Origin of the sequence: Natronolimnohabitans innermongolicus JCM 12255 (assembly GCF_000337215.1) — an archaeon.
GTDB lineage: Archaea > Halobacteriota > Halobacteria > Halobacteriales > Natrialbaceae > Natronolimnohabitans > Natronolimnohabitans innermongolicus.
In genome coordinates, this window is sequence record NZ_AOHZ01000043.1 from 57,616 (window position 1) to 73,190 (window position 15,575).

Genomic DNA, 15,575 nt, shown 5'->3' on the forward strand with positions numbered 1-15,575 from the left:
GAGAACGGTCCGAAACCCCTGGTTGTGGGCCCGGAACTTTTGTGAGCGTCCGAAGAGATGTCCGTCAGCGTATGGAGTATACGACTCTCGGTTCGACGGGGATGACCGTCAGCCGTCTCTGTCTGGGCGGAATGAGCTTCGGGAGCGAGCGCGAGTGGATGCTAGATCGCGACGAGAGCGTCGAACTGATCGAACGGGCGATCGACCTCGGGATCAACTTCTTCGATACGGCAAACGTCTACTCGACGGGCGAGTCCGAAGAGATCCTCGGCGACGCCCTCGAGGGCTACGACCGCGACGCCCAGGTCATCGCGACGAAAGTGTACGCCGAGATGGATCCGACGAATCCGAACTCGAGTGGGCTCTCGCGGAAGACGATCGAACAGGAACTCGCGGCGAGTCTGGACCGTCTCGGGGTCGACACGATTGATCTCTACCAGACGCACCGCTGGGATTACGACACGCCGATCGAAGAGACCCTTCGCGCGCTCGACGACGCAGTTCGACGCGGAACCGTACGGTACGTCGGTACTTCCTCGATGTGGGCCCACCAGTTCGCCGAGGCCCTGCAGACGAGCGACGAGGGTGGTCTCGAGCGGTTCGCGACGATGCAAAACCACTACAACCTCTTCTATCGGGAAGAGGAACGAGAGATGTTGCCCCTCTGTGCGAAAGAGGATATCGGCGTCATCCCGTGGTCACCGCTGGCCCGCGGTGTGGGCACCCGACCCCACGACGAACTCGAGGCGACCATGCGGGGTCGAACCGACCAGTATCTCGAACAGATCCCCTACCTGCAGGGCGGCGGCGAGGAGATCAACGAACGCATTCAGGAACTGGCCGCGGAGAAGGGCGTGACGATGGCGCAAATCTCGCTCGCCTGGCTCCTGCACAAAGACTGGGTCGACGCGCCAATCGTGGGAACGACCAGCGTCGAACACCTGGAAGAGGCCGTCGAGGCCCTCGAGATCGATCTTGCGGCGTCCGATATCGCCTACCTCGAGGAGCCCTACGAGCCCCTGCCGATCGCCGGCCACGAGTGAGACGGCATCGGGCGACCGAGTCTCCGTCGCTCCCGTCAGAACAGATCCTCGACGTCCGACTCCCTCGCCGCTCGTCGCTCGACGTGGCCGGTCAGCCGTCGATAGACGATCCCGCGGTGCTCGTCCTCGCGAACGAAATCGAACAGCAGCGAGATGAATCGGCTGTCGTCCGCGCCCGTTTCGAGGTCGTCTCGCGCGTACGCTGCGGCCTGTTCGACCGGCTCCGCGTCGTATCCGAGTTCGTCGGCGAGAACGACGGCCGCGCTCATCGTCGGCTCGAGTCCGAGCGACGCGAGAGTCGGCACGTCGCCCTCGTGGCGCAGCCGTGTCGGGGATCGGCGCTCGATCACCTCGGGATCGGACGCGAGCGCGACGAGGAACGATCGAACCGGCTCGAGGCGAAGCCCGCGGTAATCGGCGGGAAGCGCCTCGAGATAGTCCAGTCCGCTCTCGGCCAGTCCGACGGCGCCCGCCCAGTTTCGCTCGCGGGCGTGGAAGACGGCGGCTGTGAACTGAATCAATCCGTGGAGCAGCCGCTCGTCGTCCGTCTCCGCCTCGAGGTCGAGCCAGCGGTCCTCCCAGGCGTCGTGGGCGGCGTGATAGTAGCCGGCGTTGTAGATCGCGGCTCCGGCGCGGAGCTGATCGCGCATAGCTTTCGTACGGACTCGAGGCTCGAGAGAGTGTCGAAGCCGTCGCGAAAACCGATCGCCGGACACGTACCGCCTCCGGCGGGGCGGGCAGACAACTGTGGACAGGGTATCCGATCGCCGTGCCGCACCCGGCCAGCGATCGGCGTGTGGGACGAGCAGCGAGTCCCCCGACCGGTTACTGTGCCGCCACCGGTCACGGCGGTACTCGACGAAACGACAGTGCAGTACATTATTATGCGGCGGCTTCACCGTAGTTGGATGTCGTTACCGCCAATAACAACCGATTAACCACCGGATAGGACGGTTTCGAGTGCGCTATCTCGCCGCTGCAGAGCCGTTCCGGAAGCCGCCCGTCGATCGCCCGCTGGCGTTACTCCTCGAACCCGTCCTCCCACCGGAACGTCCCGTTGCGCTGGACGACGTCGCCGTCGATCTCGAGGCGCGAGTCCTCGCTGACGTCGGTGATGAGATCGACGTGGACCGCGGAGTCGTTGCCGGACGCCCCCTCGGGAAGGTTCGCGTCGTAGGCCCGGCCGAGCGCGAGGTGGACCGTCTCGCCCATCTTTTCGTCGAACAGAATGTTGTCCGTGTAGCGGTCGATGCCGCGGTTCATCCCGATTCCGAGCTCACCGAGTCGACGGGCACCCTCGTCCGTCTCGAGGATCTCGCCGACGACGGACTCGCCCTGCTCGGCGTCGTACTCGACGACCTCGCCGTCGTCGAACTCGAGTCGGACGTTCCGGACGGCCTCGCCGTGGAGCGTCATCGGAACGTCAAACGCGACCGTCCCCTCGGTAGCGAAAGGGGCAGTGAAAACCTCTCCGCTGGGGAGGTTGTGCGAGTCGTACGCGACCGAGGCCGCGCTGTTGACCGCCGTGCGCCCCTCGATTTCCATCGTGAGGTCGGTGTCGCTCGAGACGAGTCGGACCGCCGATCCCTCGTCCAGCAGTTCCTTCAGACGACCCATTTCGTCGGCCAGCGACTCCCAGTCCCGGAGGATTGCATCGTACGCAAAGTCACGATACGCTTCGTAAGCCATGTTCGCCTGCTGTGCGAGCGATCGGGTCGGATGAACCGTCGAGACCCACCGGCTGTCGAGACGTGCCTCTCGGATTTCGCCGTTGGCGCTGCTGTACGCCTGGCGCGTCTCGCCGTCGACGTCGGCCGTCGCGCTCGTATTGCGTCCGCCGCCGAGCGAGAGATAGACGTCCGCGTTTTCGTAGAGCGCAAGTTCGTGTGCGGGGTCGTCCTCGAAGTCGCCGTCGTGGGCCCGGAGGTAGGCTCGAGTGAGCTCGCCCGAACTGTACGTTGCGAGCAGGTTCGCCCCCCGCTCACCGAGTTTTTCGGCGACTGCAACGGCGAGTTCGTGGGCGTCGGGCCCGACCGAGACCACGACGTCGTCGCCGGCTTCGACGCGAGCGCTCCAGTCGACCAGTACCGCGGCGTGTTCGCGGACGCGTTCGTCCATACCGACTCCTCTCGAGCGGGCCACTATAGTAGCCACCGAACGTCGCTGCAGTCTCGATCGCGAAACGGCGTTGCGATCGACGTCTCACTCGGTTCGTGACGGCGAAAAACGTTCTCCGTTCGACGCGGGGACTCGGAACTGGGATTCGAGGACTCGAGGCCGCTCATACGGGTTACTGTCCGTCAGTTCCGGCGCAACCGCCGCCCGGGTCGCGGTTGCGCCGGGAAATTGGTACAGCAATCCGTATCAGGCGGTCGTCGACTCGTCCGCCGGCGTTCCCTCTCGGGAGCGGACGATCGAGACGATCGCGTAGACGAACGGCGTATCGAGGACGGCGATGGCGAGTTTCAGCAGGTACTGACCGACCATCAACGCGAGCAGTTCGCCGACGCCGAGGACGGGCCCGACGCCGAGGGCTGCTGGCGCGAGCGCGAACGCGATTCCAACGAAGATGACGGTATCGATCGCCTGACTGCTGGCCGTCGAGGCGATGTTTCGCAGCCAGAGCCGATCCCGTCCGGTGTACGCTCGAATGCGGTGGAAGACGATCACGTCCCAGTTCTGGCTGACCAGGTACGCGAACAGACTTCCGAGCACGATATTCGTCGACGCACCGAGAACCGTCTCGAACTGTCCGGCGAGTTCGGGATCCGCCGCGGGCGCCGCGATCGTCGACCAGACCAGCACCAGCACGATGAAATTCATCACGAAGCCAACGTTAACAACCACTTGCGCCGCCCGCCGACCGTACAGCTCAGCGTAACAGTCACTGGCGACGAACGTTAGCGCGTACGCCAGGGCCGCGCCGGGCATGACGAGTTCCGCCCCGGTAATCGGCAACGAGACCGGCAGCGAGAACGCGAGCACCTTCGCGGCCGTCACCTGTGCGGTCACCAGCGCCGTGACGAAGAGGCCGATCAGCGCCACCTGTGCGACCGTCGGCCCGCGAGGCGAACGCCCTCCCGACCGCGGTTCCGAGCCCGGCCCCGCGCTCGACCGTGAGGCAGACTCTCGATCCGGCTCCGAGTTGGTCATGCGCGAGGACTATCCAACGTGTCCACCTAAACGATTCGAGATAGCCTCGAGACGCCCGATTTCCCCACTCCGAGCGAGTGCGGTAGTCGACCTGTCAACTGGCAGGGTTTGGAACCGTCGGCTACCGTCCTCGAGGCGTCGTTCTTTAGTAGACGAGTTGTTTCTAGTCAGATTTGAGAACGGTTTTCTCTTCGGATTTCGTTCCTCGAAAGACGCGTTCTCGAGCGTTTCGATATCCGGAGTATCCGTCTCTCGAGAGGACGAGTATAACACAACTGTTATCCGTGTCGCGCCATTCTCTCGAATCGCAATGGCGAAAGGCAACGTTGATTTCTTCAACGACACAGGCGGCTACGGTTTCATCGAGACGGACGACGCGGACGACGACGTATTCTTCCACATGGAAGACGTTGGCGGCCCGGACCTCGAAGAGGGACAGGAGATCGAATTCGACATCGAACAGGCCCCCAAGGGCCCCCGCGCCACCAACGTCACCCGCCTGTAACACGGCCACTCACGTTCGGTAACGCGTTTCACAGTCTACTATCATTCTTCGGATCGCTACCTCGATAGGGACACCGCCCACCGTCACACCGACTCGAAACGTCGCTCGTCGTCGACAGTGGGGAGACCCGATAGCGTCTCCTGTCGCGCGATCAGTCACACTGGCGTCTACAGCACGGAATCACACCAGTGTGTGCAGACGAGTTCACGACGACTGGCGGTTCGAGACGAATCGAACGGCGAAAACGCCGATATCCGCCCCCTGTAACCGCCGCTTACCGTCGCTGTAGAAATTGACACTTGTCATTAGCACAGTTAGTCCGTGAAAACGGCCTAGAAACAGTTGATACGAGAACGATAACAAATAGTCGAACAGTCGGTGTGTCCATGTGGTTGCAAAATGGACGATCTGACCGGATTTCAACGCGATCTTCTGTACGTGATCGCCGGCGCCGACCAGCCGTCGGGACAGGAAGTGAAAGACGAGGTCGAGAAGTACTACAACAGCGAGATCAACCACGGTCGGTTGTATCCCAATCTCGACACGCTCGTCAACAAAGAGTTAGTCGAGAAAGGCCAACTCGATCGTCGGACGAATTACTACGCCATCAGCGACACTGGCGTGGAGGCGATCGAACAGCGCCGCGAGTGGGAACAACAGTACATCGACTGACGCCGACTCGAGTGGCGACGGTCGAGACGGGAACCGATCCCTCGGCTGCTCTCGGAGCGTCAGCCACGCCGGCGGACTGCCCACCGGCGTCGATCGGATCACCTCGAGCCGCTGTCGACCGTGTCCGTCCGACGCGGTCGGTCCCTCCTCTCGTGCGACCTCGTCTCTCGTAGCGACGGCTATCTTTGGACGGCAGAAGAATCTCCGCCGTTCACGACGAATCACCGAATCCGGTGCAAAGCGACCGCTACACGATGGGTTTGCTGGACAGGGAACACGAGACGTCGAGAAAAAGCGCCAGGCATCTGACGAAGGAGTGATCGGCGTCCATCCTTCCCACCCGACCGGAAATTTACGGAGTGGAATATCCCGCTGGGAAGCGTCTGTACGATTGGCGACAGATAACTGATTTCTTCTCTCTCGCGCTGGCAGCTCGGGAAGACGAACCTCGCCGTTCGCGTTCAGCGTTCGCGCTGCTCACCCCGTCGATCACGGGAACGATCGTTGTGCTGGTCCTGGAGGGTGAGATCACCGTCTCGGTGTGGGTAATTGTGTTCACGTTGCTTTCGCTCGTCATCGCGGCGGCACTGGTCATCAACTACTTGCCGGCGTTTGATGGAAAGAACCCACCTCAACCAACCGACAGAACACAGGCGACTGATGAACCAGATGCGTAGCCGTTCACCGTGGATCAGCATTTGCTGGAGTCGGTTCCCTCCCGGGATTCGTGGTGGACAGCGGAGGGAAGTGCTAAGAGATATCGATCCCGATATCCACCATCCCATTATTGTGGTTGCGAGGGTAGTACCCTGAGATTCTTCATGGCAACATTCCTCGTGCTCTATGGAACCGGTGAGGGACAGACGGAGAAAGTTGCAACTCGCATCGGTGACGTGCTCATCGACCGCGGGCACGAAGTCACGACGGTGGACGCGAACGAGGTCTCCCCCGAGTTCGCCATCGACGACTTCGACGCGGTCCTCGTCGGCGCGTCCATTCACGCCGGCAAGCACCAGCCGTCCGTCCGTGAGTTCGTCACGGCGACCCGCGACTCGCTGGCGACGAAACCAACCGCCTTCTTCCAGGTATCGCTGTCGTCCGCTGACGAGGGCGGGAAAGCCCAGGCGGCTGGCTACGTCGAGGAGTTCATCGAGGCCACTGACTGGAATCCCGATCGAATCGGCCTGTTCGGTGGTGCGTTGCGCTATACGGAATATGGGTTCCTGAAGCGATTGGTCATGAAACAGATCGCCAAGCGGAACGTGACCGAGATGCCCGACGCAGACTCGGCGGGAGACATCGAATTCACGGATTGGGACGAGGTCGAGGCGTTTGCCGCCGACGTTGCCGCGTTTGTCGAAGGCCGACTCGGAATTACACCTCCCGCTGCTGACGACCAGGCAGGGGTCGAATGAGCGAGCGACGTGTCGCGATGCGAATAGCTGGCCGGCGAAGCGTCGTTCGCGGACTCGTCGAGTTCGAGTCACTGAAGTCAGCCAGCACATTCACGACCGAGAGTGGAGAACGGGCGAGGAACGCTCGTTCACCGCGTATCTCGTGTTTTGCCTGACTCGAGCCCTCGACGATCAGCGCCAGATCAACGCATACTGTGACTGGCGGGAGCGGCCCATCCGATTCGACGACGTTGACGTGATGATCATCATCGAGGGTGGAATCGTTGGTAACCGAACGGCGTTGCGCACGTCATCAGAGCGGCGACCCGGCGGTCACTGCGGTCAATTCACGATGGGATTCGGATAGTCCAGACCGGATCCAGGCAAACGACAGCAGCAAGGGTTGGCCTCCCTTGCCTTCCGCCTTCCCGGTCCAGTACGGCGACTGTTCTTTCGGCTCCCGCAGTGGTTTCATCGTTCCTGACAATTGACAGTAAGCAGCGACCGGAGGTACAATATGAAGGAAAGTCCAACAGTCACTTCACTCTGTGACTGCCGTTCGGTACCTACTGCGTGTTCGTCATTCCGCCGTCAACGACGAGTGATTCACCGGTCACGTAGTCCGAGAGATCGCTTGCGAGATACAGCGCCGCGTCCGCAACGTCTTCGGGTTGGCCCGCCCGCCGGGACGGGATCGCCTGCAAGAACTCCGCTTCGGCATCTGTGCCCATGATCGGGTAGTCGTCGGTCGTCATTGCCGTCTCGATCAGCCCCGGATGGATCGCGTTCACCCGAACGCCAGCGGGCCCCAACTTCGCCGCCATTGCGTACGTGAACAGTCGCACAGCACCTTTGGTGCCGCAGTAAGTGACGAACTCACCCGACCCCGCGAGACCAGCAACTGACGCGAGATTGATGATCCGGCCACCATCGGCTTCGACCATCCGCTTTGCCGCCGCTTGCGCGCCGAAAAAGACACCTTTTACGTTGATGTCCAGCATTCGGTCGAACGCCTCCTCGTCGACTTCGAGGAATTCCTCGCCGTGGAAGATGCCCGCGTTGTTCACCATTACGGTGACGCCGCCGAACTCCTCGGCAGCCTCGACCGCCGCTTCGAGGTCAGCGACCTTCGTGACGTCACACTCAACGAACGTCGCCTTCGCGTCCGTTTCGGCTTCGATCAGTTCGTGCGTCGGTTCCCCACCCTCCCGGGGTGACTCCTGAATATCTGCGACGACGATGTCGGCCCCCTCCGAAGCGAACCGGCGGGCAATTGCCCGTCCGTTTCCGCTCGAACCACCCGTTACAACTGCTACCTCATCCATGAGTAGTGGAGACATTGCACACATTCTAGGTCAGGAGTGGACATAACCTTCGCGGGAGACAAATATAATTCAGAGAGATATTATTTTTGTGCGTTAGGAAGCATAAGAATCTATGCTAGTCTCTATCAGACCCTTCGATAGCGAATTTCCTCGCGTATCGATACAGAACGATCACGACGAACGAGTTCATGGAAATGCTCGACAGCAGAAGACACCGGTTCCGTCTCATCGTCCACCTCGATCTCTCGTCTTCGTTACTCGGTCGGAGACTCCGTACGTGTGCGACACCGGCGATCATCCACCCTGTCAGTGCGAACGTCACTAACGTGAGCGAGAGTCTCCGCATACTGCGACAGATGTGGTGAGGTCACATCATCATCGCTGTGGTGACGTTCTCGCGCAATCCGCGCTCGAGGGCCTCGAACTCGTCGTCGGCGTCGGGGCAGAGCCGTCGTAGGGCCGCCCTGTAGAAGTAGACGTTCCACAGCTTCAACGCCATCTCCATGGCTTCCCAGCTGAACTCGTCGTTTTTCTCGAGCGCGATCCGCAGGCGTTCCGCCTCCGAGTCTCCCGATCTGACCTCCCGAATCATCTCCTCCGCTGTAGCATCTGCCCACTGTCGTGCTCTGCGAGGGACGTCCTCGTAGGAGCGCCCCACCAACCCGCTGAGGATCGATCCAAGCGTCCGCCCGACGACGGGAACTACCGTTCCGAGTGTCAAAAGCGTCTTCGGGAGCGACGTACCCCGAAGCACGGATGTCTGTGCGAACTCGTCACCGCGTCGCTCACGGATTTCCGCAAGGGGCGCGATCGCCTGCCTGTCGAAGTCGTTGAGTCCTTCTAGGAAGTACGGTGCGAGTCGGTCCGATTGCAAGAGTGGTGTGACGTCGATGTACACCATCCCACCTGCGGTCGCACTCGACAGCCCGGTCTCGGGATCGGCTCCAAATCGGTCGAACAGTACGTCCATCGTCCGCGACCAGTAATCGACCACGAGCGGCGGCATCACCTCGGTCATTCCCTGCCGATGATTCCAGCTGTAGTAGACGTACAGCGCATCGTCAACGAGGCGCGGTTCGGGGAGTGGAGAGAGCGTGGTGATCGGTCGCGTTTGCAGCCTCCAGAACTGCCCGTCGGCGATCGACCACTCGATGTCCTGTGGAGAATCGAACGAGCGTTCGATCCCCTCACCGTACGCGACGAGCGTCGTCACCTGCTCGTCGGTGAGCACTCGGTCCTCCTCGGCGTCCGGTACGTCTCCGTTCTCGATGTCGACTGCCGGCTCGTTCGCGCCGACCGGATCGGCTTCAGCGTCGTCACTGACTCCGGCACGGTATTCGAGAACGTCGCCTGATTCTCGGTCTACTCGAACGTTCTCCGCTGTCACCGTTCCCGAAACGACCGCCTCACCCAGTCCGGTCGAGGCGTCGATAGAGGCGACAGTCCGCTTTCCAGTGAGCGGATCGGCCGTGAACAGCACGCCGGAGGCGTCGGCATCGATCATCTCCTGGACGACGACGCACATCGACACCTCGTCGTGTGGAATCTCGTTTCGTGCCCGATACGATACCGCCCGATCGGTAAACAGACTCGCCATACACTCAAGAACCGCGTCCGTAACGTCCTCGAGGCTGCTCACGTCGAGCACCGTGCTATGTTGCCCGGCGAACGAGGCCGTCGGGAGGTCCTCGGCCGTCGCGCTCGATCTGGCAACGTACGATTCGCCCGGTTCTAGCTGGGCCTCGATAGACGCCTGGACGTCTTCCGGGAGTTCTTTCGCACGGGTGATCTCCCGGAGTGCAGCGGCTTGCTCCCGCAATATCTCGGTATCGGTCGGATCCGTCGCCTCGAGATCGTCGATCATCGCGGAAATCTCCTCGTCGTCCGCGAGTTTTTCGTAGACAGCCGTCGTCACACAGAACCCGTCCGGAACGGGAAGCCCGGCCGAGACGAGTTTGGCGAGGTTTGCTCCCTTTCCGCCGGAGAGTTCAGTCTTCGTGGCCCGCGGGTCCGATAGGGAAAGTACAGCGGAGGAACGCTCGAGGATGGCCATACGCTTCTTTCGACCCGTTCCGTATTTTTACTTCCTCGGAGAAACGGCAGACAGTCTCATTCAGGGACGCTATCGAAGCAGGCCGCGGACGGTATCGATAGCCTGGGTGCTCTCGCTCGAGCGTTCTGGCCGGTGCGGAGGAAGTCTCCAAAAAACGAGAATCGCAAAAGCGGACTTCACGACCGTGACAGCGCGAACAGACCGATCAGAATCGCCAGGTTCGCCAGAACGCCCGCGGAAGCAACGGTCCAATCGAGCGCCGTGAGAACCAGTGAAAACACGGTAACTGCGAGCAGCAGTTCTCGCCAGTAGCGCCAGCCAGTCACTAACGCGACAGCCGAAGCAACGAACCCAACGCCGGCCACGGCAGTCAACCCGGCAAAAACCCGTATTCCGACATCTCCCACGTCGACAACGCCGCCAAGCAACGTCGTTTTATACGGGAGGTCGGCCATCTCGAGGAGTTCGAAGTATACCCCGATCCCGAGGAAGTGAATGATGCCGTGGATCACGACTGCGATTGCTGCGAGGTACGTGAGGTTCCTGTCCATCGGACTTCACCACGTTCGAACTGTTCGCTCCGTTTCGCGGCTCCGGGAGTCAGTGATCTACCCCGATCACGTCTGGAACTGTAAAACAGCGGGTGAGAGACACCGCTCTCTCAGCGTTCTCTCAGCAGGTGTCCGGGCGTCTAGCGCACTACCCGACCGCCTGCGGTCAGCGCGGTCTCAGAAGCGTCTCGGCCAGCGACTGCCACTGGCTGAACCGCCCTGCCAGAACGTCCAATCGAGACACTGCCCTCAGCCGGTACTCGCCTCCCGTACCTGAAGAATCGACCCTCCCCTATATTGAATGTGGCACGTTACCTGTAGTATGGGCACGACAACCGAACGCCGATCTCGTCGAGGTCACCAACGCAGACCGCAGAAAGGCTGGGACGATCGACGGAACTGCAACGGCTGGGGTCGGTCCGAATGAAGATTCTGGTATTCGGTGCAGGGCCGTTAGGCAGCTTGAAAGCGGCGCGGCTCCACGAGGCGGGACACGACGTCTCGCTGCTCGCCAGGGGGCAACGACTGGCGGATCTGAAAGAACACGGAATCGTTATTCAGCAAGAAGGCGCTGACGAGGAGGAAGTCGCTCACGTCGATGTGGTCGACTCTCTGGAGCCGGACGACGACTACGATCTCGTCCTGGTCGTCATGGGAGAACACCAAGCCGTACAGATTCTGGACACGTTGGCGGAAAACGAGCACGTCCCGACGTTCTGCTTCATGGGGAACGCCGTCAACGGGCCTGACGAAGTGGTCCGAGTACTCGGGAAAGAGCGCGTGATGCTGGGCTTTCCGTACCCCGGTGGGAAACGAGACGGACACGTCATGCGCGTGCTCCCGATCAACGAGGACAGTGAATACACCGTTCCGATCGGGGAGGTCGATGGAACGATTCGCCCCAGGACTCGAGCGGTGGCTGCAGTGCTTTCGGACATGCGAGGGTACGACGTCGAGATCCGAACGGACATGGACGAGTGGCTGAAATACCACGTCGCGTTGCTCATGTCCGGTCTCGTCCCCGCGCTGTACGCCGCTGACACTCGCATGAAGCAACTGGGCGAAACCAGAGATCTGCTGGTGCTTTCGGTTCGTGCGACGAAGGAGGCGCTTCGAGGATTACGTAAAGCGGGATACTCCCCCAGTCCGCCGGTCGTCAGGAGCCTCGAGTACGTTCCAGAACCGATCTGCGTCTGGGCCATCGGATGGCTCATGCGAAACGAGTACGCGAAGGTCTCGGTCGAAGGGCACGCCCGGGACGGCAGAGACGAAATGGCGTATCTGTTCGAGGAGTTGCGAGCCATCGTCGATCAGTCGACCGGAGACACGAACGCAATCGACCAGCTGGCACCGTACTACGATCCAGACACACCGTTGTATCCCGAAGGGAAACGGGAGCTATCCATGAACTGGGGCGGTCTCGTCGCCCCCGTGATTGGAACTGGGGCGCTCGCGCTCGCTCTTCGGCGGTTACGCTCGAAAGCGAGAGCCGCTCCCGCGGCCGAACGTGAATCTGATGGAATCTATTACGAGGTGAGCGGTCCCGAAGAGGCGACCGCCGTAGTGTTCACGCACGGATTCGCCCTCGACCGCGAGACGTGGCGAGAGCAGACCGCGACGCTGTCGGAGTCGTATCGGGTTCTCTCGTGGGACGTCCCCGGGTGTGGCGACTCCGCCGAGTCGAGTGAGCCCGTCCGGTTCGACGTCTCGGCTCGCAAGTTGCTCGACGTACTGGACAACGAAGGAATCGACCAGGCCGTTCTGGTCGGCCAGTCGATGGGGAGCCTGCTGAATCAGTACCTCGCGTCCCATCACCCCGACCGCGTTCGAGCGCTCGTTCACGTCGGGGGCTTCCCGTTACACGATGGGTTCTCGGAACGCGCGATCAAACTGATGGGGATGCACGTAAAAGTACTCCAACTCTTGCCGGAGAAACTGATATACGACACGTTTGGACGGTTGGTCGCTCACACTCCTGATGCCCAGGAGTACGCAAAACAAGCGAGTGCACGTACCGGGAAGGAGAATATGGTTTCCCTCGAGCGAGAATTCCTCAAGGACTTAGAAGAGGGAATTCCCGAACTAACTGAGCATCCGCAAGTAATCGTGGTCGGTGAACACGAGTACGCTACGCTCCGAAAGAAATCGAAAGAGTGGAACGAAAAACTCCCCGACAGCGTGTACACGACGGTCCCTGATGCGGGACACATTGCGAATCACGATAATCCGACGGCGTTCACCGAACTCCTCTCCTCGTTTCTGGAACGACGAACGAAGAGATAGCGCCACTCCGACGGAACAGACGTTTCAGTCCAATGTGTAGGCCTCGAATCGGCGAACCGCATACACGCCACCCACAAACGGGAGCACCACGAGTGGCACCAGCGCGACGACCGAGGTTCCATAGAGCGTGCTACTCGAGACCACGAGTCCAAACGGGAGAATAGCGGAGAGGAGAGCCGCCACTAGTTCACCGATCCCCTCGTCGTACACGACTGCACCGGCGACTGTCGTCAGGAGAAGGTACACGGTATAGAAGAGGAACGCCAGTTTGCTCGGCACGACGGCCTTCGTCGATTGCGTGATGTTCACGCTGCTAAACCGTGGAAACGCCATCCCGAATCCGATTGCGACGACACTACCCAGGAGGATGATACCCGGACTGGCGACGACGAGAGCGAGCGACGTCGCCGTCGGTAAGGGACTGAAAGCCGCCGCCAGAGCCGTGACGACGATACCGACGGGCAATGCGATGGCGAGACTCGCGACTACGTGAGCTCCGACGAACTCACGGCCAGAGACGGTGGTGAGCAGCGTTGCCGGCAGGACGCTCCCCTGATCGCCGAGCGGATTCAATACGAACAGCATCCCCGCACCCCACACGATAGCAAGCAACAGGGGAACCACGAGGAACCGGGGTATTTCACCCAACTCGATGATGAGCGGGACGGTTCCCGAGAGCAACAGGAGCGGCATCACTGCGTACAGCAGTTTCATCGGAGCCCGAGCGGTCCGCCGGTAGGCGAGCACGACCAGCGCGGCCGTCGGCCGCCCGAACAGTCGTTCGAGGACACCCTCGACTGGACCGGGTTCGGAGCCGACGACCGCCGCCGTCGGCTCGACGACGTGGTCGTCCGGTTCGGCGGAGACTGGATCGGTAAACCAGTGGATGCTGGCCAGCCACGTCGTCACGGCGAGGCCGATAGGAACGACCAGCACCGTCAGACCGACCGCCAGTATGGCGTTAGTCACACTCTCCTCGAGGTCCGGCGTCCCCAGAAGCGACAGGTCCGCAAGCCAGCCCATCGGCGAACGCGACATCGGATCGACTAACCATCCCATGAGTTCGTTCAGCTGGCCCGTCATTATCGCGATCATGTAGCCGCCGATGATCAGGAGGATGAGCACGTTCTTGAACCGGGCAACGAAGGCGTACCGGCTAACGACGTGGCGAAGCGCGATTCCCACAGGCGTTCCGACGGTGACGGTACTCACGACGAACGCGATCGCGCCGAGAGGGACGAACGCGACTGCTGCCAGATTCCCCGTTCCAACTGCGAAGCCGATGCCAATCGCCACGGCGGGTGGCCCGAACCAGACGAGCCCGTAGACGAAATCGGCGAGAACCAGCCCCACGACGACGGTCCGCGTCGAAGCCTCGGCGAGCAACCCGCCAGTGGCGTCGACCGAGCCCCGGAGACCGACGCTTCTGACGACGAACGCGCCGAGTACGATCACCAGCCAGAAAACGGCGACCAGTCCACGGAGATCGGGCATCGTCGCGATCTCGACGAAGGGACCGCCCGTTCGGAGTTCCGTCCCCGCGCGGTAGGCGAGGTAGCCACCCCCGAAGGTCGCGAGTCCGACCATGGAGACGTAGACGACGATCGACCACAGTTGCGACCGGTCCAGCGTCTTGCGAGTGACGCGTGTAACGTCCAAATGGGCCACGACGAGACTGTGACGTACCCAGCTCATGGTTCGGCAGCGTCCGACACGTCGGTTTCCGTCCGCTCCCACTCGGAAGCGTGGTCTGCAGTCACGGAGAGGAACACCTCTTCGAGAGTCCGTTCGTCGCCGCTCTCTGCGCGCCGTTTGAGTCGTTCGATCGGACCTTCCGTTACCAGACGGCCGTTGTGGATGACGCCGACGGTGTCGGCGAGTTCGTCCACGACCGAGAGAATGTGGGTCGTGAGGAAAATCGTGGTGTCGCCGTCAGCCAGTTCCGCAATGATGTCTTTGACCGTCCGAGCAGCGCGTGGGTCCAGACCGCTCGTCGGTTCGTCGAGCAACAACACCGGTGGCTCCTTCAGCAGCGTCTGGATAATTCCGAGTTTCTGGCGCATCCCCTTCGAATAGGTTCCGATGCGGTGATCCGCCTTCTCGACGAGATCGAACCGCTCAAGATACGCCTCGGCGCGCTCCGTCGCAACCGCACGCGGAATGTCGTTGAGCGCTGCGAGATACCCGAGTTGTTCCCGGGCAGTTAGCTCCTCGAAAAGCGGCAGTTTGTCCGGAAGATAGCCGATGTGTCGGATCACCTCGTTTCTGTTCGTGACGTCGGTTCCCATGATTCGAGCAGTTCCGGCTGTCGGCCGAACGAGCGTCGTCAACATTCCCATCGTGGTCGACTTTCCCGACCCGTTCGGCCCGAGAAAACCGTACACTTCCCCCTGTGGGACGGTCACGTCCAGGTTCTCTACCGCGACTACGTCCCCGTAGTGTTTCGTCAGCCCGATTGTCTCGATCGCCTTCGTGGGTTCCCCGTTCCCCTCCGGTCTAATTTCCGTCTTATATACTGAACAGGCGCAATACCACGTCGTTTACGGCGTGGATACGCGCCGTCACTTGGGAATCTATCCACGCAAGGCTGCCAATC

14 protein-coding genes are annotated in these 15,575 nt (G+C 61.3%); 6 read left to right on the forward strand and 8 right to left on the reverse strand.

Annotation, left to right across the window (positions count from 1 at the left end; translation table 11 throughout):
• Positions 1–71 precede the first annotated feature (71 nt).
• Entirely contained in the window at positions 72–1,043 is a 972-nt protein-coding gene (locus tag C493_RS09365) for an aldo/keto reductase (protein WP_007259186.1), read from the forward strand.
• 35 nt (positions 1,044–1,078) lie between these two features.
• Here the strand turns inward: C493_RS09365 and C493_RS09370 are convergent, their stop codons facing one another.
• The 3 genes from C493_RS09370 to C493_RS09380 all read right to left on the reverse strand — a co-directional run bounded on the left by C493_RS09370 (position 1,079) and on the right by C493_RS09380 (position 4,088).
• Complete coding sequence (locus tag C493_RS09370) at positions 1,079–1,693, reverse strand: DUF309 domain-containing protein (protein WP_007259187.1); 615 nt, start codon at positions 1,691–1,693, stop codon at positions 1,079–1,081.
• 370 nt (positions 1,694–2,063) lie between these two features.
• Positions 2,064–3,161 (reverse strand): aminopeptidase, encoded by a 1,098-nt coding sequence (locus C493_RS09375; RefSeq protein WP_007259188.1) that lies wholly within the window; start codon positions 3,159–3,161, stop codon positions 2,064–2,066.
• A 246-nt stretch (positions 3,162–3,407) separates the two neighbouring features.
• Positions 3,408–4,088 (reverse strand): queuosine precursor transporter, encoded by a 681-nt coding sequence (locus C493_RS09380; RefSeq protein ID WP_007259189.1) that lies wholly within the window; start codon positions 4,086–4,088, stop codon positions 3,408–3,410.
• A 418-nt stretch (positions 4,089–4,506) separates the two neighbouring features.
• Here C493_RS09380 and C493_RS09385 point away from each other — a divergent pair, with 418 nt between their 5' ends.
• The 4 genes from C493_RS09385 (at position 4,507) to C493_RS09400 (ending at position 6,788) form a co-directional block, all read left to right on the forward strand.
• Positions 4,507–4,701, forward strand: coding sequence for a cold-shock protein (locus tag C493_RS09385; protein ID WP_007259190.1), 195 nt, complete (start codon positions 4,507–4,509; stop codon positions 4,699–4,701).
• 399 nt (positions 4,702–5,100) lie between these two features.
• Complete coding sequence (locus C493_RS09390; protein WP_007259191.1) at positions 5,101–5,373, forward strand: PadR family transcriptional regulator; 273 nt, start codon at positions 5,101–5,103, stop codon at positions 5,371–5,373.
• A gap of 359 nt (positions 5,374–5,732) precedes the next feature.
• Entirely contained in the window at positions 5,733–6,050 is a 318-nt protein-coding gene (locus C493_RS23625; protein WP_007259192.1) for a hypothetical protein, read from the forward strand.
• Between the two features lie 144 nt (positions 6,051–6,194).
• Positions 6,195–6,788: a flavodoxin domain-containing protein gene (locus tag C493_RS09400; RefSeq protein ID WP_007259193.1), complete on the forward strand. Its 594-nt coding sequence runs from the start codon at positions 6,195–6,197 to the stop codon at positions 6,786–6,788.
• Between the two features lie 545 nt (positions 6,789–7,333).
• Here the strand turns inward: C493_RS09400 and C493_RS09405 are convergent.
• The 3 genes from C493_RS09405 to C493_RS09415 all read right to left on the reverse strand — a co-directional run bounded on the left by C493_RS09405 (position 7,334) and on the right by C493_RS09415 (position 10,696).
• Positions 7,334–8,107, reverse strand: a complete 774-nt coding sequence (locus tag C493_RS09405; RefSeq protein ID WP_049889263.1) for an SDR family oxidoreductase — start codon at positions 8,105–8,107, stop codon at positions 7,334–7,336.
• A 352-nt stretch (positions 8,108–8,459) separates the two neighbouring features.
• Complete coding sequence (locus C493_RS09410) at positions 8,460–10,145, reverse strand: PEP/pyruvate-binding domain-containing protein (RefSeq protein WP_007259195.1); 1,686 nt, start codon at positions 10,143–10,145, stop codon at positions 8,460–8,462.
• Between the two features lie 176 nt (positions 10,146–10,321).
• The gene (locus C493_RS09415) at positions 10,322–10,696 is read right to left on the reverse strand and encodes a hypothetical protein (RefSeq protein ID WP_007259196.1); all 375 of its coding nucleotides are present in this window, start codon (positions 10,694–10,696) and stop codon (positions 10,322–10,324) included.
• A 423-nt stretch (positions 10,697–11,119) separates the two neighbouring features.
• On the opposite strand from C493_RS09415, the gene C493_RS09420 reads away from it, so the two are divergent.
• A complete protein-coding gene (locus C493_RS09420) occupies positions 11,120–12,979 on the forward strand; it encodes an alpha/beta fold hydrolase (RefSeq protein WP_049889264.1) in 1,860 nt (619 codons plus the stop codon).
• Positions 12,980–13,003: 24 nt separating this feature from the next.
• Here the strand turns inward: C493_RS09420 and C493_RS09425 are convergent, their stop codons facing one another.
• Both C493_RS09425 and C493_RS09430 read right to left on the reverse strand, forming a co-directional pair.
• Positions 13,004–14,638, reverse strand: coding sequence for a hypothetical protein (locus C493_RS09425; protein ID WP_049889265.1), 1,635 nt, complete (start codon positions 14,636–14,638; stop codon positions 13,004–13,006).
• A gap of 32 nt (positions 14,639–14,670) precedes the next feature.
• A complete protein-coding gene (locus C493_RS09430; RefSeq protein WP_049889266.1) occupies positions 14,671–15,480 on the reverse strand; it encodes an ABC transporter ATP-binding protein in 810 nt (269 codons plus the stop codon).
• Positions 15,481–15,575: the final 95 nt, after the last annotated feature.